This is a genomic window from Bradyrhizobium shewense (genome assembly GCF_900094605.1).
Lineage (GTDB): Bacteria > Pseudomonadota > Alphaproteobacteria > Rhizobiales > Xanthobacteraceae > Bradyrhizobium > Bradyrhizobium shewense.
Genome location: NZ_FMAI01000018.1, coordinates 143,123 through 168,920 on the forward strand (window position 1 = coordinate 143,123; position 25,798 = coordinate 168,920).

General features: G+C 65.2%; 29 protein-coding genes. 8 read left to right on the forward strand and 21 right to left on the reverse strand.

The genetic code is table 11. The features are described from left to right. Position 1: 1 nt before the first annotated feature. The gene (locus GA0061098_RS29385; protein ID WP_091964779.1) at positions 2-1,489 is read left to right on the forward strand and encodes an HWE histidine kinase domain-containing protein; all 1,488 of its coding nucleotides are present in this window, start codon (positions 2-4) and stop codon (positions 1,487-1,489) included. A 97-nt stretch (positions 1,490-1,586) separates the two neighbouring features. On the opposite strand, the gene GA0061098_RS29390 is transcribed toward GA0061098_RS29385, so the two are convergent. Continuing rightward, positions 1,587-1,808 (reverse strand): hypothetical protein, encoded by a 222-nt coding sequence (locus GA0061098_RS29390; protein WP_028144049.1) that lies wholly within the window; start codon positions 1,806-1,808, stop codon positions 1,587-1,589. A gap of 142 nt (positions 1,809-1,950) precedes the next feature. On the opposite strand from GA0061098_RS29390, the gene GA0061098_RS29395 reads away from it, so the two are divergent. Further along, positions 1,951-2,208 carry a hypothetical protein gene (locus GA0061098_RS29395; RefSeq protein ID WP_091964781.1) on the forward strand — a complete coding sequence of 86 codons (258 nt, stop codon included), beginning with the start codon at positions 1,951-1,953 and terminating at the stop codon, positions 2,206-2,208. Positions 2,209-2,303: 95 nt separating this feature from the next. Next, the gene (locus GA0061098_RS29400; protein ID WP_038972655.1) at positions 2,304-2,552 is read left to right on the forward strand and encodes a hypothetical protein; all 249 of its coding nucleotides are present in this window, start codon (positions 2,304-2,306) and stop codon (positions 2,550-2,552) included. A gap of 111 nt (positions 2,553-2,663) precedes the next feature. On the opposite strand, the gene GA0061098_RS46340 is transcribed toward GA0061098_RS29400, so the two are convergent. Then, positions 2,664-2,870 carry a hypothetical protein gene (locus GA0061098_RS46340; protein ID WP_091964874.1) on the reverse strand — a complete coding sequence of 69 codons (207 nt, stop codon included), beginning with the start codon at positions 2,868-2,870 and terminating at the stop codon, positions 2,664-2,666. 18 nt (positions 2,871-2,888) lie between these two features. Beyond that, on the reverse strand, positions 2,889-3,110 hold the full coding sequence (locus GA0061098_RS46345; protein ID WP_091964782.1) for a hypothetical protein: 222 nt from the start codon (positions 3,108-3,110) through the stop codon (positions 2,889-2,891). Between the two features lie 115 nt (positions 3,111-3,225). Between GA0061098_RS46345 and GA0061098_RS29415 the strand changes: the two genes are divergently transcribed. Both GA0061098_RS29415 and GA0061098_RS29420 read left to right on the forward strand, forming a co-directional pair. Continuing rightward, positions 3,226-3,420, forward strand: coding sequence for a DUF3072 domain-containing protein (locus GA0061098_RS29415; protein WP_091964783.1), 195 nt, complete (start codon positions 3,226-3,228; stop codon positions 3,418-3,420). Positions 3,421-3,499: 79 nt separating this feature from the next. Beyond that, a complete protein-coding gene (locus GA0061098_RS29420; protein WP_091964784.1) occupies positions 3,500-3,787 on the forward strand; it encodes a DUF6496 domain-containing protein in 288 nt (95 codons plus the stop codon). 12 nt (positions 3,788-3,799) lie between these two features. Here the strand turns inward: GA0061098_RS29420 and GA0061098_RS29425 are convergent, their stop codons facing one another. Next, positions 3,800-4,162, reverse strand: coding sequence for a hypothetical protein (locus GA0061098_RS29425; protein ID WP_092262621.1), 363 nt, complete (start codon positions 4,160-4,162; stop codon positions 3,800-3,802). A 276-nt stretch (positions 4,163-4,438) separates the two neighbouring features. Continuing rightward, on the reverse strand, positions 4,439-5,974 hold the full coding sequence (locus GA0061098_RS29430; protein ID WP_165637681.1) for a Do family serine endopeptidase: 1,536 nt from the start codon (positions 5,972-5,974) through the stop codon (positions 4,439-4,441). Between the two features lie 209 nt (positions 5,975-6,183). Between GA0061098_RS29430 and GA0061098_RS29435 the strand changes: the two genes are divergently transcribed. After that, positions 6,184-7,020 carry a universal stress protein gene (locus tag GA0061098_RS29435; protein WP_165637682.1) on the forward strand — a complete coding sequence of 279 codons (837 nt, stop codon included), beginning with the start codon at positions 6,184-6,186 and terminating at the stop codon, positions 7,018-7,020. Between the two features lie 20 nt (positions 7,021-7,040). Here the strand turns inward: GA0061098_RS29435 and GA0061098_RS29440 are convergent, their stop codons facing one another. The 10 genes from GA0061098_RS29440 to GA0061098_RS29485 all read right to left on the reverse strand — a co-directional run bounded on the left by GA0061098_RS29440 (position 7,041) and on the right by GA0061098_RS29485 (position 18,282). Continuing rightward, a complete protein-coding gene (locus tag GA0061098_RS29440) occupies positions 7,041-7,253 on the reverse strand; it encodes a hypothetical protein (protein ID WP_091964789.1) in 213 nt (70 codons plus the stop codon). A 166-nt stretch (positions 7,254-7,419) separates the two neighbouring features. After that, positions 7,420-9,276: a putative bifunctional diguanylate cyclase/phosphodiesterase gene (locus GA0061098_RS29445; RefSeq protein WP_091964791.1), complete on the reverse strand. Its 1,857-nt coding sequence runs from the start codon at positions 9,274-9,276 to the stop codon at positions 7,420-7,422. A gap of 265 nt (positions 9,277-9,541) precedes the next feature. After that, on the reverse strand, positions 9,542-10,279 hold the full coding sequence (gene rpe / locus GA0061098_RS29450) for a ribulose-phosphate 3-epimerase (RefSeq protein ID WP_091964793.1): 738 nt from the start codon (positions 10,277-10,279) through the stop codon (positions 9,542-9,544). Then, on the reverse strand, positions 10,276-11,208 hold the full coding sequence (cbbX, locus tag GA0061098_RS29455; protein WP_091964795.1) for a CbbX protein: 933 nt from the start codon (positions 11,206-11,208) through the stop codon (positions 10,276-10,278). The genes rpe and cbbX overlap by 4 nt, the downstream gene beginning before the upstream one ends. A gap of 98 nt (positions 11,209-11,306) precedes the next feature. After that, entirely contained in the window at positions 11,307-11,714 is a 408-nt protein-coding gene (locus tag GA0061098_RS29460; protein WP_091964797.1) for a ribulose bisphosphate carboxylase small subunit, read from the reverse strand. Between the two features lie 11 nt (positions 11,715-11,725). Beyond that, a complete protein-coding gene (locus tag GA0061098_RS29465; protein WP_091964799.1) occupies positions 11,726-13,186 on the reverse strand; it encodes a form I ribulose bisphosphate carboxylase large subunit in 1,461 nt (486 codons plus the stop codon). Positions 13,187-13,224: 38 nt separating this feature from the next. Further along, positions 13,225-14,310 carry a class II fructose-bisphosphate aldolase gene (fba, locus tag GA0061098_RS29470; protein WP_091964801.1) on the reverse strand — a complete coding sequence of 362 codons (1,086 nt, stop codon included), beginning with the start codon at positions 14,308-14,310 and terminating at the stop codon, positions 13,225-13,227. An 11-nt stretch (positions 14,311-14,321) separates the two neighbouring features. Further along, a complete protein-coding gene (gene tkt / locus GA0061098_RS29475) occupies positions 14,322-16,340 on the reverse strand; it encodes a transketolase (protein WP_091964803.1) in 2,019 nt (672 codons plus the stop codon). A 16-nt stretch (positions 16,341-16,356) separates the two neighbouring features. Then, positions 16,357-17,232 carry a phosphoribulokinase gene (locus GA0061098_RS29480; RefSeq protein WP_018321765.1) on the reverse strand — a complete coding sequence of 292 codons (876 nt, stop codon included), beginning with the start codon at positions 17,230-17,232 and terminating at the stop codon, positions 16,357-16,359. Positions 17,233-17,244: 12 nt separating this feature from the next. Then, on the reverse strand, positions 17,245-18,282 hold the full coding sequence (locus tag GA0061098_RS29485; protein WP_091964805.1) for a class 1 fructose-bisphosphatase: 1,038 nt from the start codon (positions 18,280-18,282) through the stop codon (positions 17,245-17,247). A 118-nt stretch (positions 18,283-18,400) separates the two neighbouring features. On the opposite strand from GA0061098_RS29485, the gene GA0061098_RS29490 reads away from it, so the two are divergent. Next, positions 18,401-19,378 carry a LysR family transcriptional regulator gene (locus tag GA0061098_RS29490; protein WP_091964807.1) on the forward strand — a complete coding sequence of 326 codons (978 nt, stop codon included), beginning with the start codon at positions 18,401-18,403 and terminating at the stop codon, positions 19,376-19,378. 229 nt (positions 19,379-19,607) lie between these two features. Here the strand turns inward: GA0061098_RS29490 and GA0061098_RS29495 are convergent, their stop codons facing one another. After that, a complete protein-coding gene (locus GA0061098_RS29495) occupies positions 19,608-20,504 on the reverse strand; it encodes an NAD-dependent epimerase/dehydratase family protein (protein ID WP_091964809.1) in 897 nt (298 codons plus the stop codon). Further along, on the reverse strand, positions 20,501-21,025 hold the full coding sequence (gene rfbC, locus GA0061098_RS29500) for a dTDP-4-dehydrorhamnose 3,5-epimerase (protein WP_091964811.1): 525 nt from the start codon (positions 21,023-21,025) through the stop codon (positions 20,501-20,503). The genes GA0061098_RS29495 and rfbC overlap by 4 nt, the downstream gene beginning before the upstream one ends. Before the next feature lie 152 nt (positions 21,026-21,177). Between rfbC and GA0061098_RS29505 the strand changes: the two genes are divergently transcribed. Beyond that, the gene (locus GA0061098_RS29505) at positions 21,178-22,410 is read left to right on the forward strand and encodes a class I SAM-dependent methyltransferase (protein ID WP_091964814.1); all 1,233 of its coding nucleotides are present in this window, start codon (positions 21,178-21,180) and stop codon (positions 22,408-22,410) included. A gap of 14 nt (positions 22,411-22,424) precedes the next feature. Here GA0061098_RS29505 and GA0061098_RS29510 read toward each other — a convergent pair whose 3' ends face one another. From GA0061098_RS29510 to GA0061098_RS29525, 4 genes are all read right to left on the reverse strand, one after another. After that, on the reverse strand, positions 22,425-22,622 hold the full coding sequence (locus GA0061098_RS29510; RefSeq protein WP_028144073.1) for a hypothetical protein: 198 nt from the start codon (positions 22,620-22,622) through the stop codon (positions 22,425-22,427). Between the two features lie 138 nt (positions 22,623-22,760). Next, positions 22,761-23,180 carry a DUF4118 domain-containing protein gene (locus GA0061098_RS29515; RefSeq protein ID WP_091964878.1) on the reverse strand — a complete coding sequence of 140 codons (420 nt, stop codon included), beginning with the start codon at positions 23,178-23,180 and terminating at the stop codon, positions 22,761-22,763. A 149-nt stretch (positions 23,181-23,329) separates the two neighbouring features. Beyond that, a complete protein-coding gene (locus GA0061098_RS29520; RefSeq protein WP_091964816.1) occupies positions 23,330-24,523 on the reverse strand; it encodes an MFS transporter in 1,194 nt (397 codons plus the stop codon). Between the two features lie 53 nt (positions 24,524-24,576). Continuing rightward, the gene (locus GA0061098_RS29525; protein ID WP_091964818.1) at positions 24,577-25,197 is read right to left on the reverse strand and encodes a TetR/AcrR family transcriptional regulator; all 621 of its coding nucleotides are present in this window, start codon (positions 25,195-25,197) and stop codon (positions 24,577-24,579) included. Positions 25,198-25,798 lie beyond the last annotated feature (601 nt).

A 25,798-nucleotide genomic window follows, 5' to 3' on the forward strand; every position in this document is an offset into this window, starting at 1 on the left:
AATGGACCACGAAAAGGTCAACATCCTGCTCGTCGACGACCAGCCGGCCAAGCTGCTCGCCTATGAGGTGATCCTGAAGGAACTCGGCGAGAACCTCGTGATTGCTTCGTCCGGACGCGAGGCGCTGGAGGTGCTGCTCAAGACCGAGATCGCGGTGATCCTGGTCGACGTCTGCATGCCCGAGCTCGACGGCTTCGAGCTCGCCGCGATGATCCGCGAGCATCCGCGCTTCCAGAAGACCGCGATGATCTTCATCTCCGCCATCCAGGTCAGCGACATCGACCGGTTGCGCGGCTACGAGATGGGCGCGGTCGACTACGTGCCGGTCCCGGTCGTGCCGGAGGTGCTGCGCGCCAAGATCAAGGTGTTTGCCGAGCTGTACCGCAAGACCCGCGAGCTGGAACGGCTGAACCAGGAGCTCGAGGACCGTGTCCGCGCGCGCACGGCGGAACTGGAGAACTCCACCGCGAAGCTGCGCGAGAGCGAGCAGCGGCGCAGCATGGCCATCGCCGCCGGCAAGATGGGCTCCTGGGATTGGGACTGGATCAGCGGCGACTGGATGTGGGACGAGGGGCAGTATCGCATCTTTGGCGTCGGCCCGGAGAGCTTCGAGGTCAATCCGGCCAACGTTCAGGCGCTGTTGCATCCCGACGACGTCGATCAGTTGCGCAAGGCGATCGCCGAGTTCAACAAGGGCACGCGGGCCTATGAGACCGAATTTCGCATTGTGCGGCCCGACAGCGAGGTGCGCTGGTGCGTCGGCACGGCGGCCGCGACGGTCGACGACAGCGGTCGTGTCGTGCGCGTGAGCGGCGTCACCGTGGACATCACCGAACGCAAGCGAGCCGAGGAACGGCAGAATCTGCTGGCGCGGGAAGTCGATCATCGCGCCAAGAATGCGCTGGCGCTGGCGCAGTCGATCGTGCGCCTTACCCGTGCTGACGAGGTCAAGGCCTATGTCAACGCCGTCGAGGGGCGCATCAATGCGCTGGCGCGCGTGCACACCATCCTGTCGCTATCGAGCTGGCAGGGCGCGGAGCTCTCCAAGCTGATCGACGAGGAGCTTGCGCCCTATTCGCTCGGCGGACAGATCGTATTGGCGGGTCCGGAGGTCCAGTTGGTGCCGGCGACGGCCCAGACGCTGGCGCTGGCGTTGCACGAGCTCTTCACCAACTCGGCCAAGTATGGCGCACTCTCGACCAGGTCGGGACGGCTCATGATCGGCTGGCAAGTCGAGGACCAGCTGCTGACGCTGAGCTGGGAAGAGTCCGGCGGTCCGCTCGTCATGACCCCGAAATCCCGCGGCTTCGGCACGCGGAGCCTGCTCGCGAGCGTCGAGTCCCAGCTCGGCGGACAGGCGCAATTCGATTGGCGAGCCGAAGGACTGTTGTGCCGCCTCAAGGTGCCGCTGACACGCAAGACGGCGACGACCGCCCCCGGAAAATTCGACGGCCCCAGCTCAGCCGAATTGCAGCGCGCCTCGGGCTAAAGCGCGATGCGATCAGGATGAATCGTCATCGCGCTTTGGTTTGCTGTTTGAGCATGATCTCTTCGGAAAACCGCTGCGCACTTTTCCGGATCATGCTTTAGCCCGACGCCGCCATCCTGGTTTGCCGCGGCGGCCGCGCTTCCTCGGCGAGGCGTCCTTCGAGCCAGGCTTCCGTCTGAGCGAGATCGCGTAGCGCCCTCGCGTAGCGGCGGGCCGCACTTCGCTCCGCACCGCGCGGCAGTTTGCGGGCCTTGCGCAGCATGTCCGCAGCCGCGTTGCGATAGGCCAGCGAGCGGTAAAGAAAGACTACCTTACCCATATCGAATGTTCCCGTTTTGCCGACGCTTATCCTCGCAGGCCCGGCATGAACGTCGGATGAAGCCGGTGATGACAATTCCTTCATGCGTTTGGAACCGGTGAATATCGTCCGCGTTTGCATGTCAGTTCGGGATGCAGTTCCCATGCGCGCAAAAAAGTCGTCGGACCTGATCTCTCCCACCGGCCTCATCAAGCTGATGACGCATGCGATGATGGGCGCAGCCCTCGGCCTCGCCTTCAGCCTCACGCTGATCCTGTCCAATCCCGCCGTCGCCAGGCTGCTCGATCACGGCGGAAGCCAGGCCGCAATCGTCTTCGCCCTCACATTGGTGACGACGTTCGCGATCGGCGCGACACTCACCGGCGTCGTGTTCATCCTTGCAGAGGACAAGCAATCTTGATGCGTGCGTGCGGCGCGGCAGATGCGTTTGTCGGGAACTCCTTCGGCAAATGGCGGTTGGCTGCCTGCGTCAATTTAACTCAGGGAGTTCCCCGCATGACAACGGCAAAGCTCGTTCTCACCGCAATGCTGGCCACCGGCCTCGCCGCCGCGCCGCTCGCCGCACAGGCCAAGTCGCACAAGGCCAAACACGGATCATCGATGTCGTCCTCGCAGACCACGGGCGCCAACACCAAGGCCTCGAAGGGCGCGGATCCTTCCGGCCAGGGCGGCTCCGGTCCCGGCTCGGACCAGGGCGGCACCATGACGAACAAGAGCAGCAAGGGCATGAGCAATACCAAGTGAGCTCAGGCCGACATGACATCAAAAGCCCCGCGGCGACGCGGGGCTTTTTTCTTGTTCTTGATGCGGGATCGGCAATCGAGCGCCACATCGTCGAGCGCCCGCGTCAGCTCGTTACGGGCGACGCGTTTCAGAGTTGAGCGCGCGGCTCGCAGCATTCGTCTTCACGAGTTGCTCGAGCTGCGCCCGCTTGCGTCCGATCAGAAGCTGGGCCGCAGCATCGTCGAGCCCCGCACGCTGCAATTGCCGGATGGCCGAGCCCAATTCGAGAATCTCGGCGCGCAACCTCAAGATCCGGTAAGTGTCCGGGTCTTCCTCCACGGCGGCCCCCAAAAGGTTTCAGCGCCGCGTGCTCGCGCGCTCGGGATTGCCGGCTGTCTTCACGAGACGAAGGCGCACCCGGTCGCGAACGTCAGGCAGGACATCGCCGCCGCCGGCAGCCTTCCATTCGCCGATCAGCAAATTGACTTTCCGGCGCAAATCCATCTGCGCCAGGGCCTGCTGGACGCAATCGCGGTCGCCGTTGATGAGATCGCGCACGGAGGCCTCGACGCCGGCCATCTCAACCCTCAAGGCGCTGATTTTACGCCGAATTTCATTAATTCTGTTGTCCATGGCTTGTTAGAACAAAATAAGAACATATAGTCAAGTCACGATTTCAGGACGGAGAAGCGACATGCTGGTTCAAGGCAAATACGACGCCAGGGTTTTCCTCGCCGAGCAGATGACACGGACGCAGGGGCAGAGGTTGAAACGGCTGAGTGAAGAAGCGTATCAGCCCGCGCAATATGCGCGCGATCTGTCCTTCACCGAGGCCGCACGGCGCATTCAGGTGCTGGAAGCGGAGATCGAGCTGGCGAATTCCTTCTAGGCTGCGCCTGGTACGCTGTCCGCGTCCTTCGGAACCATGCCCGTGTCGAATGGTTCTCCCCGGCCAAGGGAGAACATGCATGGCACGCAAGGCAAAGAAGCGCCGCTACTCGCGCAGCTCCGGCAGCGATGTCGAAAGCGAGATGCGTCGCTACAAGAAGGGCACGGCAAAGAGCGGTCGTAAAGGCCGTGGCGGACGCGTGAAGAGTCGCAAGCAGGCGATCGCGATCGGACTGTCGAAGGCACGCAAGAAGGGCAAGAAAGTCCCGAAGAAGGCTGCCAAGAAGACCTCCAAGAAGACGTCCAAGACGACGTCCAAGAAGAGGACGACCAAGAAATCGTCGAAGCGCAAATCCAGCAAGCGCTGACGTTGGCCCGTGTCAGATCATGCTGCCCGGCATGAAACAGCGGATCGAAACGCCGAACGCGGTCTTCACCGGCCACACCATGGTGCGGCCGGCCCGGTTCGGCTCGGTGATGACGGCTTCGTCCGGCACCTCGATCCACTCGCCGTCGAGACGCACGCGATAATGCCCGTTATGCGACTCCCAGTCGGGATCGGCGACGGCAAAACCATCCGCATCTGAGCAGCACGGACCAAGGTGGCTGCGCAGGCTGTCGAACCATGGCTTCAGGGGTGAGTCCGCATAGCGGCCGTCGTCCCGCCCGAGAGCGTCTCCGCCCCAGAGCACGAATGGCGCCACGAGTAGCGCCCTCCTCAGCGAGAGCTTCAATCGATCCATGTCGGCACCGATCAAATGCGAACCAGCGGCCAGCTTCAGAAACCGGCGGCAAGTTCGAAGTTCCACGCTTGCAACTGGTCCCGGTGGCATCGTTGCCGCCGGCGACCTGCACGAGTCGGAACTTTGATGAGCGAACACGGCTTTTTCGGACGAACCGCGTCATCGTCGCTGCCGTTAACGAGAATGTTATCGATCGCCTCCCGGGGGTCCTGAAGGCGAACGAAAAAGGCGGCCTCGAGGGCCGCCTTTCTTGGTCCATGGCGATCGACGTTCGCCTCAGGCGAGTGGTACCGCGACGAAGCGGGTCGCCTGTGCGCCTCTGACCTGCAACAGCACGCTGCGCTTGCCGGACGATTTGGCCTGCGCCAGCTCCGAGCGGACATCGCCGACATTGGCGACAGCCTTGCCGCCGACATTGAGGATGACGTCGCCGGTCTGGATGCCGCGCTGCGCCGCCGGCCCCTGCGGATCGACTTCGGTGACGACAACGCCCTTCTGGCCAGCGCCCTGGACGTCACCGGCCGGCGCCAAAGCAAGACCGAGGCGCGGCGTGCCGGGGCCCGGCTGGTCCTTGCCAACATCGGCCTTGGCCTGCCGTTCGTTCGGCAGTTCGCCGAGCGCGAGCGTCACCGTTTTGCTGTCGCCTTTGTGGAAGACGTCGAGCTTCACTGAGCTGCCAGGCGCAAGGGTCGCAATCGTGCGGGCGAGGTCGCGGGAATCCTTGACCGCGGTGCCATTGACGGCGGTGATGACATCGCCCGCCTCGATGCCGGCCTTGGCCGCCGGGCTGCCATCCTGCGGATTGTCGACGATCGCACCGCGCGCCTCCTTCAGCCCGAGGCTGTCGGCAATCTCGGCGGTGACCGGCTGCACTTGCACGCCGAGCCAGCCACGGGTCACCGCGCCCTTGTCCTTCAGCTGCGCGACGACGAGTTTTGCGGTCGAGGCCGGAATGTCGAAGCCGATGCCGACCGAACCGCCGGAGGGCGAGAAGATCGCAGTGTTCACGCCGATCACGTTGCCGCTCATGTCGAAGGCCGGGCCGCCGGAATTGCCTTTGTTGATGGGCGCATCGATCTGGATGAAGTCGTCATAGGGGCCGTTGCCAATGTCGCGGCCGCTGGCCGAGACGATGCCGGCAGTCACGGTGCCGCCGAGGCCGAAGGGATTGCCGACCGCGACCACCCAGTCGCCGATGCGCGGCTTCTGGTCGGAGAATTTGACGAACGGGAAGTCCTTCTTGCCGTCGACCTTGATCAGCGCGAGATCGGTCTTCGGATCGGTGCCGACGACCTTGGCGGTGTAGCTTGTGCCGTCATCCATGGTCACCTGCACCGACTCGGCGTGGTCGACGACGTGGTTGTTGGTCACGGCATAGCCGTCAGCGGAGATGAAGAAGCCGGAGCCTTCGCCCGTGATCATCTGATGGCGCTGGCGCGGCATGCCGTTCATGCCGCCCGGTCCGCGGAAGCCGAACTGCCGCGAGAACTGGTCGAACGGGGTGTCCTCGTCCTGATCCATCCGGTTCTGCTGCAGCATCGCGCTCTTGTCGTTGTCCTGGTCGATCTTGACCCGCACCGAGATGACGGCGGGTTTGACCTTGCTGACGAGGTCACCGAAGCCCGGCGGCGTCGCGGCGGATTCGGCGGCCTGGGCCGGGGTAATGAAGGAGCTCGGACCGAACGGCGAAGAGCCGGGAGCAGCCGCCAGCACGGCCACGCCAAGCGCGGCCACGGTGCCGAGCAGCGCAAGCCGGCGCGGCCTCAAGATCCTGCGGGACGTCGTGGTGTCGGAATTGACGCGATCGTTCATGTCGAAATGTCCATGTTGGATAAGGTGTCGCCTTGCATCCAACATGGCCATCGTCACCTTACGACGTCCCGTCCATCCGATTAAATCTTGGCAAAGAATGCGCGGGCCCCGCGGGAAAGTCGTCCCCTGCGCATTTGATGCAGCTCAACGCGGGTCCTTCGGGCAGTGAAAAAATGCGGCCACCGGATGATGTTCATCGGAGGCGCGCCATGTACAAAGACATTCTCGTCCACATCCCCACCGAACGCCCCATGCGCTGCGCGATCGAAGGCTCGATTTCGCTCGCGGCGCAGTTCAACGCCCATCTCGACGCAGTCGCGATCGGCTATGTCGCAACCAGTGCGGCTTACGTGATGGAGGGCGGCGCCGCGGTGGCGGCCGTGTTCGAACTGGAACGCGAGCGCGCGGTGGAGCGGGCCGAGGCCGCGCTCGCGGTGTTTGGCATCGAAGCGGCGAACGCCGGCATCTCCTACGGCTGCCGCGCGCTCGGCGCGATCCCGGTGGACGCGGCCGGCTCGCTCGGAGAGATGGCGCGGTTGCACGACCTCAGCGTCGTGCTTCAGCCAGATCCGGCGCAAGGCTCGTTCGACAACGACGTACCGCGCGAGATCCTGTTCCAGGCGGGCGGCCCGGTGCTGTTCCTGCCCTACACCTTCCATGGAGCGTTCAAGGCGGGCCGGATCGGCATCTGCTGGGACGGCAGCCGCCTCGCGGCCCGCGCCGTGCACGACGCCGCACCGTTCCTGGCGCGCGCCGATGAGATCGTGATCATCACCATCAACGAGGCCGACGCGGCCCCCGACGAAGCTTCAGCGAATGGTCTGGCAAGACATCTCGGCCGGCGCGGACTGTCGACCCGCACAGTCGGCCTGTCGGCGACGCGCGCCGACATCCAGCCGACCATCCTGTCGCTGGCGGCCGACGAGGGCCTCGATCTCCTGGTGATGGGCGGCTACGGCCATTCGCGGTTGCAGGAGCGCGTTCTCGGCGGCGTCACCCGCGCGATGCTGCAGGCCATGACGGTCCCGACGCTGATGTCGCATTGAGCCGGGCCCGCCCGGCGCCGTCACGCCGCGACCGGGGTCTCCCACGTCGCGGGCGCAGCGGCGCCATCGTCGTGTTGCACATTGCACGCGTCGAAATGCGCCTTGAGCTCGACCTCGGCGAGATATTCGAAATGTTCGGCCTGGCCGAGGAGTTCCCAGTTCTGAAGCGGCCGGTAGGCCGCCTGCTGACGACAGAGGGACGCCAGCGCCCGGTAGCGACGTACGTTCTCCATGAGACCCTCCCTCGCACTCACAAGGCTTATTGCCCCGATTTGCGTCAGGCCGATGGCGATTATGCAAAAGATTTGCTGCGCCGACCGCGCGCCTAGCCTCGGCTCGTTGTTAGGAAATATATGTCCGGGCCAAAGTTCCAAATGAACCGCGCCTTGGACCCGAAGGCTAGGCGTAGAGCCGGCGCTCCACGGTCACGCCGACCAGGTCGAGATAGCGCTCGATCAGGGCGGGCCGGCCGACCAGATAGCCCTGCATCTCCTCGCAGGCCTCCCGCGCCAGGAAGGCACGCTGCGCTTCCGTCTCCACCCCCTCGGCAATGACCGGGATATGCAGGGCGTGCGCGAGGCTCAGGACCGCGCGGACAATCTCGGCCGATTGCGGCGTCGCCTCGAGATTGGAGATGAAGCTGCGATCGATCTTGATCTTGTCGAACGGGAACGACTGGAGATAGGACAGCGAGGAATAACCGGTGCCGAAATCGTCCATCGCGATGCGGATGCCGAGCGCCTTCAGCCGCCGCAGCAGATTGAGTGCGCGGGTGAAATCGCCGATCAGCACGCCCTCGGTGATCTCGACCTCGAGCCGCGTTGGCGTCAGCCCCGTCTCCAGCAGGATCTGGTGGATCGAACGTTCGAGATCGCCGGCCTGGAACTGGATCGGCGACAGATTGACGGCGACCTGCAGCGGCCGCGGCCAGGAAGCCGCCTCGCGGCACGCTTCGCGCAAGACCCATTCGCCGATCTGGACGATCAGCCCGTTCTCCTCGGCGAGCGGAATGAACTGGTCCGGCAAAACGAAGCCCCGCGTCGGATGGTTCCAGCGCAGCAGAGCCTCGAAGCCGATGACCTCGCCATCCACCCGCGCCTGCGGCTGGAAGTAGACCAGGAACTGGTTCTGCTCCAGCGCCTGTCGCAAATCGTGCTGCAACAGCCTGCGGTCGCGCAGTTCCTGGTCCATCTCGGATTCGAAGAAGCGCACCCGGCCCCGGCCCTCGCGCTTGGCACGATAAAGCGCCGAGTCGGCGTTGGCGAGCAGCGTGGCGGCGTTCACGCCGTCGTCGGGATAAAACGCGATGCCGACGCTGAGGCCGACATGGGAGAGATAGTCGTCGACCTCCAGCTCCTGACCGATGGTCTCGACCAGGCGTTCGGCGAGCGCCAGAACGTCATCGCGGCTGATGTCGTCGGGCATCAGGATCATGAACTCGTCGCCCCCGATACGGGCGACGAAGGCGCCGTCGGCTTCCTCGGCAAGCCGGTCCGCCGCCGCCCGCATCAGCAGATCGCCGACGGGGTGGCCGAACACGTCGTTGACTTCCTTGAAGCGGTCGAGATCGAGGCTGAGCACGGCAAAACTGGTCGCCGCCTCCTGCGCCCGCCCCAGCCGCTCGCCGAGCACGGCGTTGAAGGCGCTGCGGTTCGGCAGGTCGGTCAACGCATCATGATGCGCAAGATGGCTGATGCGTTCCTGGGTGTTGACGCGCTCGTTGACGTCCTCGATCACGCCGACCAGGTATTGCGGGTCGCCGTCGTCATCCGTGATCAGCATCTTGCGTGAATTGACGACGCGGTCGTGGCCCTTGACGCCGATGTCGAGCAGATGCTCTTCGAGGAACATCGGCATGCCGCTGGCGACGACACGGCGGTCCTGCTCTTTGACCACGCGGGCGACGTCGGCCGGAAAGATCTCCTCCGGCGTCCGGCCTAACATCTGTTCGCGCGGAATGCCGTAATAGTCCTCGCCGGCCCGGTTGAGCAGGATGTAGCGGGAATCCTTCGCGCATTTCGCGAACACGGCGATCGGGATGTTTTCGACGATGGTGTCGAGGAATTCCTGGGTTCGCAGCAGATCAAGCTTGACCTCATCGTGCGTGTGAGCGCGTGCGTCGGTCATCCGCTGGCGGTCGCGATCGCTCGCGTCATAGGCCGCGCTGACGAGCTCGCCCAGCTTGAGGACGTCGACCCGTCCGGCCGCATCGGTCGCGCAGCGAAGCTGCTCGGCGAACAAGCGATGGATGCTCACGCCATCGCCCCATGCCGCGTGCAGGCCTCGTGCCTGGCAATAGCCTTGATCCGCATCCCCGCGCTCTCTTGGCATTCCTGCACGCAGGTTGCGATGCACAGCATTGCGCGGGCGTTAATCGAATTTTCGCCTCGGATGCGTTGGTTACCCCGACCTGAAAGACGCGATCGCTTTTTGCCGCAACCTCCGTGGAACCCCGGAGTAAGTGCCACGCCGTGGGACAACCGGCACGGGCGGATCTTCCACGGCTTGCGCTTTCCGTAGTCTACCGGATACGGCCTGCCTCGCTGACGCGCAGCGGCTGCGTAGAATTATCTTGCAGCTTCGTAACCCGGCCCGTCTCGGCGGCCATGCGAATGGCCTGAATATTCGCGGCATATTCGGCAACGCTCTTGCCGCGAAACACCGCGGAGCCCGCCACCAGCGTATCAGCGCCCGCTGCCGCCACGGCAGCGGCATTGTCGCGCGTGACACCGCCATCGACCTCCAGCCGGATCGGCCGGTCGCCGATCATGGCTTTGATCCGTTCGATCTTCTCGAGCTGGGATTCGAGGAAGGACTGGCCGCCGAATCCCGGATTGACCGTCATCACCAGCACGAGATCGATGCGGTCGAGCACATAGGCGATCGCGCTCTCGGGAGTGGCGGGACACAGGCTGACACCGGCCTTCTTGCCGAGCGCACGGATCGCCTGCAGCGAGCGGTCGAGATGCGGGCCGGCTTCGGCATGAATCGTGATGACGTCAGCCCCGGCCTTCGCGAACGCCTCGAGATAAGGATCGACAGGCGCGATCATGAGATGCACGTCGAAGATCTTCTTCGTCGTCGGCCGGATCGCCTTGATGACATCGGCGCCGAAGCTGATGTTCGGCACGAAGTGTCCGTCCATGACGTCGCAATGGATCCAGTCGGCGCCGGCCGTGTCGATTGCGGCGATCTCCTCGCCGAGGCGCGCGAAATCCGCGGCCAGGATCGAGGGAGCGATCATGATCTCTCTGGTCATGGCTTTGCACTCCGCGCATCGGCGCCGCCGCTGAAGACACGGCTCGCCAGAACGTCCATGGGATCGATGGTTTCGAGATCGTCGACATCGAGCATACGGTCGAGGTCGGACACCAGGCGATCGGCCTGCCGCAAGCGGATGCGGTCGACGGCGTTGCGGATCGAACGCGCATTGGAGAAGAACGGCTGGGTCCGGCGCAGCGCGATGTATTTCTCGAACGCCTCGCGGGCCGTGGCCGAAAAGCGATAGCCCCGCTCCTTCAGCATCAGCTCGGCAATGACAAGCAACTCGGCCTCCGCATAGTCAGGGAATTCGATGTGATGGGCGATGCGCGAGCGGAAGCCGGGGTTGGACGCGAAAAAGCTCGTCATGCGCTCGCCGTAGCCGGCGAGGATCACGACGAGGTCTTCGCGCTGGTTCTCCATCACCTGGAGCAGGATCTCGATAGCCTCCTGACCGTAGTCACGCTCGTTGTCGGGGCGATGCAAATAATAGGCTTCGTCGATGAACAGCACGCCGCCCATCGCCTTCTTCAGGATCTCTTTGGTCTTCGGCGCGGTGTGGCCGATATACTGGCCGACGAGATCGTCGCGCGTGACCGAGATCACCTGCCCGCGCCGCACGAAGCCGAGCCCGTGCAGGATCTTGGCCATGCGCAGCGCGACGGTCGTCTTGCCGGTGCCAGGATTGCCGGTGAACGACATGTGCAGGGTCGGCGGAGTCGATGCCAGGCCGGCGCGCTGCCTGATGCGCTCGATCAGCAGCAGCGAGGCGATCTGGCGCACGCGGTTCTTCACCGGCTTCAATCCGATCAGCTCCTGCTCGAGCTGCTGCAGCGTGTCGGTGATCCCGGCCGCTTCGGCTTCCTTGCGGAGATCGAATTGGGTCTCGTTGGGCTCAGTCGTGGTTGCGTGGGGAACATCGAGCATGGCTACCCTCGAAGAAAAGAGCTTCGCCGCGAGGGAGCGGCGAAGCAGTGGTCCGCCAAGGATGCGGAGCAGGGAGTGCTCCGCGCGGAAGCGGATACTTAAGTTGAGGCGTGCGCGGCCGGCCGGCGCACGGTGGTGTAGCGGATCGCGCGGCCGCCGACTTCCTGCCGCACCAGCTCGAACTCGGCCTCATGCGGTGGCCTATTGACGAGGAAGGAGATCCGCACCGATTCCCAGCCATGGCTGGAATCGAAGCCGCTGATGCGGATGTACTTGTTGCCATACACCCTGCGGCACTCCGCGAGCTCCATCATCACGCCGGCGGCGTCCTGGAGGTCGAACATCGGCAAGCCCCACATCTCCCAATAGGTGTTGCGGGGATGAGGATCGTCGGTGAACTCGATATTCACCGCCCAGCCGTTGCCAAGGCAATATTGCACCTGCTTAAAGATCTGATCGTCGGTGAGATCGGGCAGGAACGAAAAGCAACCTTGAGTGAGTTTCATGCTGCGTCTCCTCAAACGGTTTCGAGCGCGGTCGGCACGAAGTCCGGCGTGTCGGTGGATTGATAATTGAACGTCACGTCCTTCCAGACCTCGAGCGCGGCCTTCAGCGGCGTGCAGGTTTCGGCCGCCCTGGCCAGGATCTCCGGACCTTCGTGGACATAGTCGCGCCCCTCGTTACGGGCGAGGATCATCGCTTCCAGCGCCACGCGGTTGGCGATCGCGCCGGCCGCAATGCCCATGGGATGGCCGATGGTGCCTCCGCCGAACTGCAACACGACGTCTTCGCCGAGCAGATCGAGCAGCTGATGCATCTGGCCGGCATGGATGCCGCCGGAGGCGACCGGCATCATCTTGTTCAGGCTCGCCCAGTTCTGGTCGAAGAACAGGCCGTGCTCGAGCTTGGTCGGGTTGAAGTCCTCGCGGCAGACATCGTAATAGCCGCGCGTGGTGTTGGGGTCGCCCTCCAGCTTGCCGACCACCGTGCCGGCATGGATGTGGTCGACGCCGGCAAGGCGCATCCATTTGGCAATGACGCGGAACGACACGCCATGGCTCTTCTGCCGCGTATAGGTCGAGTGACCGGCGCGATGCAGATGCAGGATCATGTCGTTGCGCCGCGCCCATTTGGCCATCGACTGGATCGCGGTGTAGCCGATCACGAGGTCGATCATGACGATGCACGATCCGAGCTCCTTGGCGAACTCTGCACGCTCGTACATGTCCTCCATCGTGCCGGCGGTGATGTTCAGGTAGGTGCCCTTCACTTCGCCCGAAGCAGCCTGCGCGCGGTTCACGGCCTCCATGCAGTAGAGGAAACGGTCGCGCCAGTGCATGAAGGGCTGCGAGTTGATGTTCTCGTCGTCCTTGGTGAAGTCGAGTCCGCCCTTCAGCGCCTCGTAGACCACGCGGCCATAGTTGCGCCCCGAAAGCCCGAGCTTCGGCTTCACCGTCGCGCCCAGCAGCGGCCGGCCGAACTTGTCGAGCCGTTCGCGCTCGACCACGATGCCGGTCGCCGGACCCTGGAAGGTCTTCACATAGGCGACGGGGAAACGCATGTCTTCCAGCCGCAGCGCCTTGAGCGGCTTGAAGCCGAACACGTTGCCGATGATCGAGGCCGAGAGGTTCGCGATCGAGCCTGGTTCGAACAGGTCGAGGTCATAGGCGATGTAGGCGAAATACGAGCCCGGCGTGCCCGGCACGGGATCGACGCGGTAGCATTTCGCGCGATATTTCTCCGCCGCGGTCAGGCGATCGGTCCACACCACGGTCCAGGTCGCGGTCGAGGATTCACCTGCCACCGCAGCCGAGGCCTCGATTGGGTCGACGCCCTCCTGCGGCGTCACGCGGAACAGCGCGATGACGTCGGTGTCCTTTGGCGTGTAGTCGGGCTCCCAATAGCCCATGCGCTTGTATTCCATCACGCCGGAGCGATAGCGCTCTTTGCCGCGGACCGTGCCTGCATGTGCGTTCATGTCTCTCTCCTGCTGTTTTCTCTGTTGTTTCCGATTGACTAGGCCGCGACGGGTTCGCGGGCGTCGATGCGCGCATCGAGCTCGCCGGCGCGATAGCGCCGCGCCATCTCGCTCAAGGGAATGACCTTGATCTTGCTGGCATGGCCCGCGGTGCCGAACTGCTCGAAACGGTCGCGACAGAGTTCGCGCATCGCGTCCATTGCGGGCTTGAGGAATTTGCGCGGGTCGAACTCGGAACGCGTTTGAGCGGCGACCTTGCGGAACACGGCGGTCATCGCGAGGCGGCAGTCGGTGTCGATATTGACCTTGCGCACGCCGCTCTTGATGCCGCGCACGATCTCCTCGACCGGCACGCCCCAGGTCTGCGGCATCTCGCCGCCGAACTGGTTGAACATGTCCTGTAGGGGCTGCGGCACCGACGAGGAGCCGTGCATGACGAGGTGCGTATTCGGCAAGCGGCGATGGATCTCCTCGACCACCCGCATCGCCAGGATGTCGCCATCCGGCTTGCGGCTGAACTTGTAGGCGCCGTGCGAGGTGCCCATCGCGATGGCGAGCGCATCGACCTTGGTGGCCCGGACGAAGTCGACCGCCTGGTCGGGATCGGTCAAGAGCTGGTCGTGGCTGACCGTGCCCTCGACGCCGTGACCATCTTCCTGCTCGCCGCCGCCATGCTCGAGCGAGCCGAGCACGCCGAGCTCGCCTTCGACGGAGGCGCCGACCCAATGGGCGAGATCGACGACGCGGCGGGTGATCGCGACGTTGTAGTCGTAATCGGCCGCCGTCTTGGCATCGGCCTTGAGCGAGCCGTCCATCATGACGGAGGTGAAGCCGTGGGCGATGGCGGAGGCGCAAGTCGCTTCGTCATTGCCGTGGTCCTGGTGCATGCAGAGCGGGATGTCGGGATAGGTCCGCTCTAACGCATCGATCATGTGCGAGAGCATGAGATCGCCGGCGTAGCTGCGCGCGCCGCGCGAAGCTTGGATGATGACGGGCGCATCGACCTCGGCCGCTGCCTGCATGATCGCGATGCCCTGCTCCATGTTGTTGATGTTGAACGCCGGCACTGCGTAGCCGTGAGAGGCGGCGTGATCGAGCAGTTGTCGAAGGGTGATACGGGCCACGATAGTCCTCCTTACTGTCGCTTGCGGGCGATCGCCCGGCGGGCGGCTTCCGCAATGCTTTGCGGCGTGATGCCGAATTCGCGGTACAGCACCGGCGCCGGCGCCGAGGCGCCGAAGCCGCGCATGCCGACGAACTCGCCGTCGGAGCCGATCCAGCGCGCCCAATCGCCCTGCACGGCCGCCTCGATTCCTACACGCGGCGCGGTGCCGAGCACGCTGGCGCGGTAATCGTCCGGCTGCTCCTCGAACAGGGCGAAGCAAGGCGCGGACACCACGGCGGCGCGGATATGCTCGGTCGCGAGCAGGCGAGCGGCTTCCATCGCGATCGAGACTTCCGAGCCGGTTGCGATCAGCGTCACGTCGCGGCCGCCGTCCGGCGATACGACGAGATAGGCGCCGTGTGCGACGCGGTTTCTGCCGCGCGCATCGCTGCGGAAGGTCGGCAACGCCTGCCGCGACAGACACAGCACGGAGGGGCGGCCTTCGGAGTTGAGTGCGCAATCCCAGGCTTCCAGCGTCTCCACCGCGTCGGCGGGACGGAACACCAGCAGGTTCGGGATCACCCGCAACGCGGCGAGGTGCTCGACGGGCTGGTGCGTCGGGCCGTCCTCGCCGAGGCCGATGGAGTCGTGGGTCATCACATGGATGACGCGCAGCCGCATCAGGGCCGCAAGGCGGATCGCGGGCCGGCTGTAATCGGAGAATGCGAGGAAGGTGCCGCCGTACGGGATGAAGCCGCCATGCAGAGCGAGGCCGTTCATCGCGGCGGCCATGCCGTGCTCGCGAATGCCGTAGTGGATGTAGTCGCCGGCGAACGTCCCGCGCTTGACGGGGACTTGCACCTTGGCGTGCGTGAGGTTCGAATGCGTCAGGTCCGCGGAGCCGCCGACCAGGCCGGCAATCGTCCCGGCGATGCCGTCGAGCACCTGTTGCGAGGCCTGCCGCGTCGCGAGCTTCGGACGCTCGGACGCAAAGCGTTCGCGCAACTTCGCCGCGGCCAGCGCATAGGCGGCCGGCAGGGCAACCGCTTTGCCTTCGATGAACATGTCGCGCTGCTCGGCCGTCACCCATTCATAGCGATCGAGCCAGGCGAGCCGATCGACCTGGCCGCGTTGCCCGATCATCCGCCACGCCTTCTGGACGGTAACAGGCACCACGAAGGGCTGATAATCCCAACCCAGCGTCCGGCGCGCGGCCGCGGTCTGCTCGGTGCCGAGCGGCGCACCATGGGCTTTCTCCGTGCCCTGCCGATCAGGCGCGCCGTAGCCGATGATGGTGCGACAGGCGATCAGCGACGGCTTTGCGGTCTCTCGCTCCTCTGCGATCGCCTGCGCAATCGCTTCGGGATCGTGGCCATCGATGCTGCGCACCGACCAGCCGGAGGCGGCGAAACGCGCCAGCTGGTCGTCGGACGTCGCCAGCGAGGTGGGCCCGTCGATCGAGATCCCGTTGTCGTCGAACAGCACGATCAGGCGGCCAAGCCCGAGATGCCCGGCGAGCGAGAGCGCTTCCTGGCTGAGGCCCTCCATCAGGCAGCCGTCACCCGCGATCACATAGGTGAAATGATCGACGAGGCCGTCGCCATGTCGCGCGTTGGCCATCCGCTCGGCGAGCGCCATGCCGACCGCGGTCGCGATCCCCTGCCCCAGCGGCCCTGTCGTCATCTCGACGCCCGGCGTGTGACCATATTCCGGATGGCCCGGCGTCTTCGAGCCCCATTGCCGGAAGGCCTTGATGTCGTCGAGGCTGACGTCGCCGCCGGTCAGATGCAGCAACGCATAGAGCAGCATCGAGCCATGGCCCGCCGACAGCACGAAGCGGTCGCGGTCCGGCCAGTTGGGGTGCGCCGAGTCGAACTTCAGGAACCGCGAGAACAGCACGGTTGCGACATCGGCCATGCCCATCGGCAGGCCGGGATGGCCCGACTGCGAGGTCTCGATGGCGTCGACCGCGAGGAAGCGGACGGCATTGGCGAGGTCGTTGTGCGTGACCGCCGTGAGGTCGGCTTCGGCGTGGACGGAGATGTTCATCGGATTCTCTCCTCGTTCACTTCAAGCTGCGCTTGCGCTCGATGAGCTGCATGATCAGCGGCGTCAGGATCAGCTGCATCGCGAGATCGAGCTTTGCGCCGGGGCACACGATCGAGTTCGCGCGCGACATCCAGCTCTGCGGCAGCATCGAGAGCAGATAGGGGAAGTCGATGCCGCGCGGGTTCTTGAAGCGGATCACGACCATCGATTCGTCCGGCGTCGGGATCCAGCGCGCGATGAACGGATTGGAGGTGTCCACCGTCGGCACGCGCTGGAAGTTGATGTCGGTCTCGGTGAATTGCGGGCAGATGTAGTGGATGTAATCGGGCATCCGCCGCAGGATGGTGTCGGTGACGGCCTCGGTCGAATAACCGCGGGCGCTGCGATCACGGTGCAGCTTCTGGATCCATTCGAGATTGATGACTGGCACGACGCCGATCTTGAGGTCGGCATAGCGCGCGACATTGACCTTGTCGGTGACGACGGCGCCGTGCAGGCCCTCGTAGAACAACAGGTCCGAATTCTCCGGCAGCCGCTTCCAGTCAGTGAAGGTGCCGGGCGCCGCGCCATGCAGCGCGGACTCCTCGGCGTCATGCACGTAATGCCGTGTCGTCGCGGTGCCGGTCTCGCCATAGTCGCGGAACGCGCGCTCCAGCTCCTCGAACAAATTGGTCTCGGGACTGAAATGGCTGAAATGCTTGTTGCCGCGATCGGCCTCCTTCGCCATCTGCGCGCGCATCTCGGCGCGGTCGTAGCGATGGAACGCGTCACCCTCGATGTAGGCCGCGTTGACCTTCTCGCGGAAAAATATCTGCTCGAAGGTCTTCTTGACCGAGGTGGTGCCGGCGCCGGAGGAGCCGGTGATGGAGATGATGGGATGCTTCCTGGACATCGGACGCCCTCCTCAGAGCCGGAAGAATCCGCGCCGCGCGAACAGCGGCGCTGAGACGCTGGCAACCAGCAGCGGATCGCAATGCAGCTCCTCGACCCGGCGCACCTCGTTGCTCGAGCCCATGATCAGCGGCACGCGCTGGTGCAGGTTTTGCGCCGAGAGATCGAGGATGCGCTCGCGTCCCGTCGTGGCGGAGCCGCCGGCCTGCTCGATGATCATGGCCATCGGATGCGCCTCGTAGGTCAGGCGCAGGCGGCCGTCGCCGTAGCCGGGGCGCGCGTCCGAGGGATAGAGGAAGACGCCGCCGCGGGTCAGGATACGATAGGCCTCGGCGACCAGCGAGCCGACCCAGCGCATGTTGAAATCATGGTTGGCGGGCCCGTCGACACCGGCGAGGCACTCGTCGACGAAGGCACGCACCGGCGAATCCCAGTGCCGGCGATTCGACGCGTTGATCGCGAATTCCTCGCAGGCCTCGGCGATCTGCGCGCCGCTGCGCGCGAGGCGGAAGCAGCCCGCCTTGCGGTCGAGCGTGAAGATGTCGACGCCCTCGCCGAGCGTCAGCACCAGGGAGGTCTGCGGCCCGTAGGTGACGAAGCCTGCCGCGAGCTGCGCCGAGCCGCGCTGATGGAAGGCGAGCGAGAGATCATCGGGCGCGGGCAGGATCGAGAAGATCGTGCCGACCGTCATGTTGATGTCGATGTTGGAGGAGCCGTCGAGCGGATCGATCGCGATGCAGATCTTCGCCTCACGATCGCCGATCTGGGCCTCGCGCATCTCTTCCGACGCGAGCGCCGCGACCGGCAGCTTGCTGAGGCAACGGCGCAGGATCGCATCCGCCTGCACGTCGAGATCACGCTGGACGTCGCCGTCGCTGTTGCGGCCGGTGGTCAGGCCGGAGGCGTCCGCGAGATCTCCGGTGGCGATCAGGTCGGCGATCTCGATCGCCGCCGCCGCGATGGCATCGACCGCGGCCGCCACGGCGAGCGCGTGAGGTGCGGTCTCGGAATACCGTTGAAGGTGGTCGTCCAACCTCAGTTGCCCGGTCATCTGCGCATCCCCTTTGCCGGCGCCGTATCCAGTTCCCTCCCCTCTGGAGGTCGGTACGGTCGGGCCCGGCATCAGGAGATTGACAGGGGGGGCTTAATAAGGAAAATTTCTATTCATAATGAGCGTCAAAGAATTTTCTTATAATGGCCCCGGCCATGCGGCGGCCCAGCTCCGGCATCTGACGATCCGGCAATTGCGCTCGCTTGCGGCGCTCTCGGCCAAGGGCAGCGTGACGGCGGCGTCCGGCCATCTCGGGCTGACCCAGCCGGCCGTGACCCAGCAACTTCGGCAGCTTCAGGACCTCGCCGGCCTGCCGCTGGTGCAGCGGACCGGCGACGGCATGCTGCTGACGGAGGCGGGCAAGGAGGTGTTGACGCTGGCGGAACGGGTCGAGGCCGCCATCATGGACTGCCAGGGCGCGCTCGACCTGCTCGCGGGACGGACCGGCGGCACCGTGCATCTCGGCGCGGTCTCGACCGCGAAATATTTCGTGCCGCACGCGATTGCGGCGTTCTCCAAGCGGTACCCCAAGATCGAGATCAAGCTCACCATCGGCAATCGCGAGGAGATCCGCGAGGCCATGCACGGCTACGACCTCGATTTCGCGGTGATGGGTCGGCCACCGGCCGACGTCACGGTCGACGTCCGCCAACTCGGGCGCAATCCGCACATCATCGTCGCACGCAAGGGGCACTGGCTGGAAAACGATTCCGGCCTCAACCTGACCGACCTCGTGCACGAGACCTTCCTCACCCGCGAGCCCGGCTCGGGCACGCGGACGCTGATGGAGGGCATGTTCCAGAAGTCCGACCTCGAGCCGATCATCGGCATGGAGATGAGCAGCAACGAGACCATCAAGCAGGCGGTGATCGCCGGGCTCGGCATCGCCTTCATCTCGGCCCACACGGTGGCGCATGAGCTCACCGAGGGCCGGCTCATCGTGCTCGACGTCGCGGGCCTGCCGATCGTGCGGCAATGGTACGTGATCCGCCGCAGCGACAAGGTGCTGCTGCCGCCGGCGCAGGCGATGTTCGATTTTCTGGGCTCGGAAGGGTCGAACTATCTGCCCGACGTGCCCGAGTTCGGCGGAAGATGATCCGCTCGCGTTCAGCTCATCAGCTTCATGGCAACCGTCGCCGCCAGAATCACGATGATCTGGAGCAGACGCTCGGTCGTGAAGATGCGGTTGAACGTGATCATTGCTTGCCCCGGCCGACGTGAGGGAGATTTCGGTCGGCCCGTTGCTAGCACAGGCACCCAGCCAGACAACTCCGTAATTGCCACGGGTGCCGCTTGCCGCCGGCGTGTTGCGAGGAGATCGCACGTCATCCCCTCCCCGGCAGACGGTCGATCCACCATGCGAGATCGCGCGCAGCGCCCGCCTCGAAACCGATGATCGGCACGGCCGCGGTCACGCCGCGGAGACGGCGGACGTCGGCGGCAATGATCGGCTCAGCGTCGACGCCCGTTGCATCGACGACGCCGAACCTGACCAGATGGCGTGCCTTGAGGAGACCTGCGACATGCTCGATCACGCTGCGCAGGCTGCGCGTCTCGCCACTGGCGAGATTGACGACGCCGGAGAGCTCGCTGTCGAGCATGGCGGCGATCATCTGCGCGAGGTCATCGACATAGACGAAATCGCGCAGCTGTCCGCCATGCGAGCAATCGAAATTCGCTCCCGCGCGAAGGCTCCGGATCAGCGAAGGGATGAGGCGCGCTTCGGGCTCGTGCGGCCCGAACGGGACAAACACGCGGCCCCAGGCGGCGCCTGCCGCGATGTAGGCCTCGGCCGTCGCGAGCTTGGCTTGGCCGTACAGTGTCGTGGGACGGCATTGGCTGGTGCGTTCCTCACATGGGCCGCTCTGCGGTCCGTATTCGAGGCAGCTTCCGATGCCGAGGATGCGCTTGGTGCCGCAGGCTCGCGCACGTGACAACAGGTCAATGCTCGCCTCGGCCCACAGCCGGTTGACCGGATCCTCGCGATAGCGGCCCGGCCGCACTTCCCATGCGAGATGAACGAGATGCGTCGGCCGCGACGCCGACAGCGCGTGCACGCGGCCGGCTTCGGTGAGGAGATCGGCGGCGTGCCAGCTCACGCCTGACATCGCCGGTTGCGACGAGCGCGCGATGCCGTGCACCTCGAAGCCGCGACCAGCCAGCACAGGCAGCAGCGCCCGGCCGATGAAGCCCGACGCGCCCGTGACCAGCACCCGCCTCATGCGAGACACGGCAGCGCGCGGTCGCGCGCGGACAGGATCGGATCGGGCAGCGGCCATGCAATCGCGAGCGACGAATCATCCCAGCGAATGCCGGCCGCAGCTTGCGCGTCATAGGGCACATCGATGCAATACATCAGCTCGGTCCCATCGACGAGCGTCTGGAAGCCGTGTGCGCATCCGGCGGGGATGAACACGGCATTGCGGCGATCGGCGGCGAGCTCGACCGAGCACCATTGTCCGTAGGTCGGCAGCGAGCGGCGCAGATCGACGATCACATCGAAGGCGCGGCCGGCCACGCATCGCACCAGCTTGGCCTCCGGCCGGCCCACCTGGTAGTGCAGACCGCGCAACGTGCCGGCGCGCTCGTTATGCGAGAGGCCGTGTTGCGCGAAATGCGTCGGCAGGCCCTGCGCCGCGAAGGCCTCAGTGTCGAACAGCCGGGCGAAGAATCCGCGCGCGTCGGTCTCCGGCTCGATCCCGATTTCAATTACGCCCGGGAGAGCCAATGCAGTGAACTTCATCCCGGGCCTCCGCGCCGCGACGCCGCCGTTGCGAACGTCGGTTCACCGAAACGCCTTTTGGGTTGCATCATGCGCAACCTTGTCGGAATTTCCGTGGCTTGAGAGAATTCACTAACAGCCGCAGCACGACGGCACAACGGGACGATCCGTTCATGGACAGGCACCGATGCCGCTTTTGCGCGCAGGAGCTCGACGAGACCTTCGTCGATCTCGGCCTGTCGCCTCTGGCGAATTCTTATCTGCCGCCGGAGCAGGCGGATGCGACTGAGCCGACCTATCCGCTGCATGCCCGTGCGTGCGGTGCCTGCGGGCTGGTGCAGCTTCCGCAATTCGAGCCTGCGGCCAGCATCTTCGAGCAGTATCTGTATTATTCGTCCTATTCCGAGAGCTGGCTCCGCCATGCGGAGAGTTATGCCGCCGCGATGATCGCCCGCGCGAAGCTCGGAGCAGCGTCCGAGGTGATCGAAATCGCCAGCAATGACGGATATCTGCTGCAGTATTTCCTGCACGCCGGCATCCGCGCGCTCGGGATCGAGCCGGCCAGCGGCCCGGCGGCCGCTGCGATCGCCAAGGGCATCCCGACCCGGACCTGCTATTTCGGCCGCGACGTCGCGACCACGCTGCGCGCCGCAGGTCATAGGCCCGAGCTGATCGTCGCCAACAACGTGCTGCCGCACGTCCCTGATATCAACGATTTCGTCGCGGGCCTGCGCATTCTGCTGCCCGAGACCGGCCGTGCAACGCTGGAGCTTCCGCATCTCCTGCACCTGATCGAAGGCGTCCAGTTCGACACGATCTATCACGAGCACCTGTCGTACTTCTCGCTCGCGACCCTCGAGACGGTCTTTCGCGCACATGCCTTGCGCGTTTTCGACGTGGATGAATTGCCGACCCATGGCGGCTCGCTCCGTCTGCACGTCTGCAGCGAGACCGCGCCTCCGAGCGCGTCCCTTGCACTCGAGAGCTTGCGCCGGCGCGAGACCCTGGCAGGGCTCGACCGGCCCGCGAGCTATCGTGATTTCCAGGCGAAGGTGGCGGCCAAGCGCGAGACGATCCGCGACTTTCTCGTCGCGGCGCGGCGCGCTGGCAAGACGGTGCTGGCTTACGGCGCGCCCGCGAAGGGCAACACGCTGCTCAATTATTGCGGCATCACGCGCGAGCTGATTCCGTTCACCGTCGACCGCAATCCGCACAAGCAGGGCCTGCTGCTTCCGGGATCGCATCTGCCGATCCGCGATCCCGCCGCCCTGATCGCGGCCAGGCCTGATTACGTCTTCATCCTGCCCTGGAATCTGAAGGACGAGATCATCGCCCAGCTGGCGGAGGTTCGCGCCTGGGGTGGACAATTCGTGGTGCCGACGCCCTATCTGACGATCATATCGTGAGCGATGGTTAACAATCAGGCTGCGAGCGGAGCGGCGTAGTCCGCGCGCAACGCGAAATAGGCTTCCAGCTCCGACAACGCCCGCGCTTCCCAATCGCTCGCCTGCTCCAGCAGCGACCAGCTCTGGCCCGGGCGGAACGCAGCGGTCTGGCGATAAAGCGATGCGATGCCGCGATAGCGGCGCACATTCTCCAAGATGGCTTGACCGTTCATGTCCGAAAACTCCCTCGTCATTCCCGGGGGAGAACCTGCGGCTAAATCTTTTTCGAAAAGTTAGCGGCGCGCGGCAAGCCTGCGGATGGTTGCCGGACTGTTGCGCGGACGCAACGTGCACGACCGCGCAAAGGCGAATTATTGCGGATTCGTTGCCGCGCTCTCGCCCGGGGACTTCAGCCCGCCTTGGCTGACGATCCTCATGGTCTCGCGGCAGAGATCGGCAAGGCCAATCAGCAGCACGGCGAGCAGGCAGAACAGGTTGATGGAATCGGTATTTGCGTTGCTCAGCGCGTTGAACTCGAAGAAGGGCGGAATGAACGCCCACCACACCAGGGGAATGGTGAACAGCGCGGCAAATCCCGCCGCCGGCGTGCCCGCAACGATGCCGAGCATGAACAGACCGGGCAGGAATGCTGCAAAATAGAGCTTTGCGCCGAGCGCAACGCAAATACCCTGAAACGCAGCCGAGATGGCGACAACGACGCATCCGAGCAGAAACGCCTGCCACGACCATGGCCGTACCCGCGGTACGCCAAACAGCCCCGCACGCCTCATCAGCCTCCCCCTGCCGCCCATTAACCGGGCCCGCTTGAGACCAAAGTACTACAGCAGCACCGAAATCGCGAGATGGAAATTGCGGCGCCCGCGGCTTCGTCTCCGGGCCTTGGTAAACGCCCGCATCGCACAATTGCTGCGGCCGGCGGCTATTCGGTCGCCGCATAGAGCAATCCGATGACGGGCAGAGCGAGGCCGATGGCCGATGCGAGCGTCCATCCGCCTTGCGCGAAAGCCCAGGCGCCGACAGCGGACCCGGCCGCGCCGGCGGTGAAGAACGTTGCCATGTAGAGGCCGTTGAGGCGGCTGCGGTGCTCGTGCCCGAGCGCGAAGATGGCGCGGAAGCCGAGCACGACGTTGCCCTGGACACCGACGTCGATGGCAATTGCCGCCGCGACCAGGCAGACCAGGTTCAGCGTCGAGCCGGGCATGCCGATATAGGTCACGAGGAAGCCCCCGGCCGCGAGCAGCATCGCGACCAGCGTCGCGATGCGGCTATGGCCGCGATCGGCGAGCCGTCCCGCGATGGGCGCCGCGAACACGCCGGCCACACCGGCCAGCGCAAACAGCGCGATACCGCGCTGGGTGAAGCCGAACGCGTCGGCGAGTTGGAGCGGCGCCACCGTCCAGAACAGGGTGAAGCAGCCGAACAGGCTGGCCTGGTAGAGCGCCCGGCGCCGCAGCAGCGGCGTCGCCCGCACCAGATGCGGCATCGACAGCAACAGCTCGCCATAGTGCATCCGCGTCACCGGCTTGCGGTTCGGCAGCGTCATCCAGAGCACCGCCGTCAGCACGATCATCAGCGCGGCGGAGGCGAAGAACACCGCGTGCCACGACAGCGCCGAGGTGACGAAGCTCGACACCGGACGCGCCAGCATGATGCCGAGCATCAGGCCGGTCGAGACGTTGCCGACGACGCGGCCGCGGATGGCTTCCGGCGCCAGATGCGCGGCATAGGGAATGATGATCTGCACCGCGACCGAGCCGAGGCCGATGAACAGCGCGGCGATCAGGAACGGCAACGCATGGGTGGCGAACGCGGCGGCAAGCAGGGCCGCCGCGCCGAGCGTGATGACGGAGCAGATCAGCGCGCGGTTCTCGACGAGATCGCCGAGCGGCACGATCAGCAGCAGCCCGGCGCCGTAACCGATCTGCGTCATGGTGACGATCAGCCCGGCCGCCGCGTGCGACAGGCCGAGCGCGGCGCTGATCGGGGCGATCAGCGGCTGCGCGTAGTAGATGTTGGCCGCGATCATGCCACAGGCCGCGGCAAGCACGAAGGTCAGGCGTTGCGACACCGCATCCGGCCCGGGCGCGGTCTCGATCGTGGCATTCATCGTCATGACGTACGGTCTCCGAGAAATCGGGAACGATCATTCCCTAATAAGACATAAATTCAGGCCAGCAGTTTCATCGCGACGCCGACGAGGCGGGTCCCGTCGAGCGGCAGGCGCGCCTTGCCGACGACGCGCAGGCCCTGCGTGATGCAGATCACCAGCCGCGCGGTGTCGTCGGCCGCGACATGACCGGGAATCGAGCCGTCGGCCTGCCCCTCGCGGATGAGGCCGGCGATAAAATCTTCGTTGGTCTTGAGCTGCGCACCGACGCGGGCGGCGACGACGGAATCGACCGCCGACAATTCGACCGCGCTGCCGACCACGAGGCAGCCGCGCCGTCCCTCGGCGCCCTGGGACTGCGCGACATAGGACAGCAGCACGTTGTGAATCCGATCGCGGCCGTTTGTGCCGCGCCGGGCGGCGCTGCGGGTCTGCTCCTGGCGCAGCGCCGTATAGCGCTCGAAGGCAGCCAGGAACACCGCATGCTTGTCGCGAAACGCCTTGTAGATGCTCCCCGTCGCCAGCCGCATCGCCGCGGTGAGGTCGCCGATGGAGGTCGCATGATAGCCGCGCTCGCGAAAAACCCGCACGGCGCGGTCCAGCGCCGTATCCATGTCGAATTCCCGGGGACGACCGGGCGGACGGGCGGCAGACTGCGATCGGCGGGCGGCTTTTTGCATTGCGGGATAATAGGGAATGATTGTTTCCTAATAAAGACAATTGGTTGTGATGGGGGAGGTCGAGTGGTCGGACAAGCAGGACGGCCGGATCTCGTGTCCCCGACGTGCTGCAACGCCTCTTGGCGTTGCTGCGCAGAGCCGGGACCCAGAAAGCGAGGGCGCGATGCGCATGGATGGGCCCCGGCTCTGCAGCGCACCGCTTCCGGACGATGCTTCGCATCGCCGGGGACGCCGCGCTGCGTCCGGGGCACGAGAGCGGAGTGTGGCGCGCGCTCTCCACATGATTGCGATGTCCAGTGCAGATCCCAGCAGCGCTGCCGTAGGGTGAGCAAAGGCGCATAGCGCCGTGCCCACGATCTCCCTCCATGAGCGACAAGGCGTGGGCACGCTGCGCTTTGCCCACCCTACGAGATCGAGATTGTGGCACGCAGCTCAATCGCACACGCGGCTTTGCGGCCTCGCGGCGCATTTCGCCCGAGCTTTGCTTGGTCTCGCTACCCTCTAAAACCAAGAGGGCGCAGGGAAGGCCGGGTGCCGGCTCGCACCCGCGGTCCGCTGCGCGAAAAGCGCACGCAGGAAGAACCGCACAGCAGCATACAGG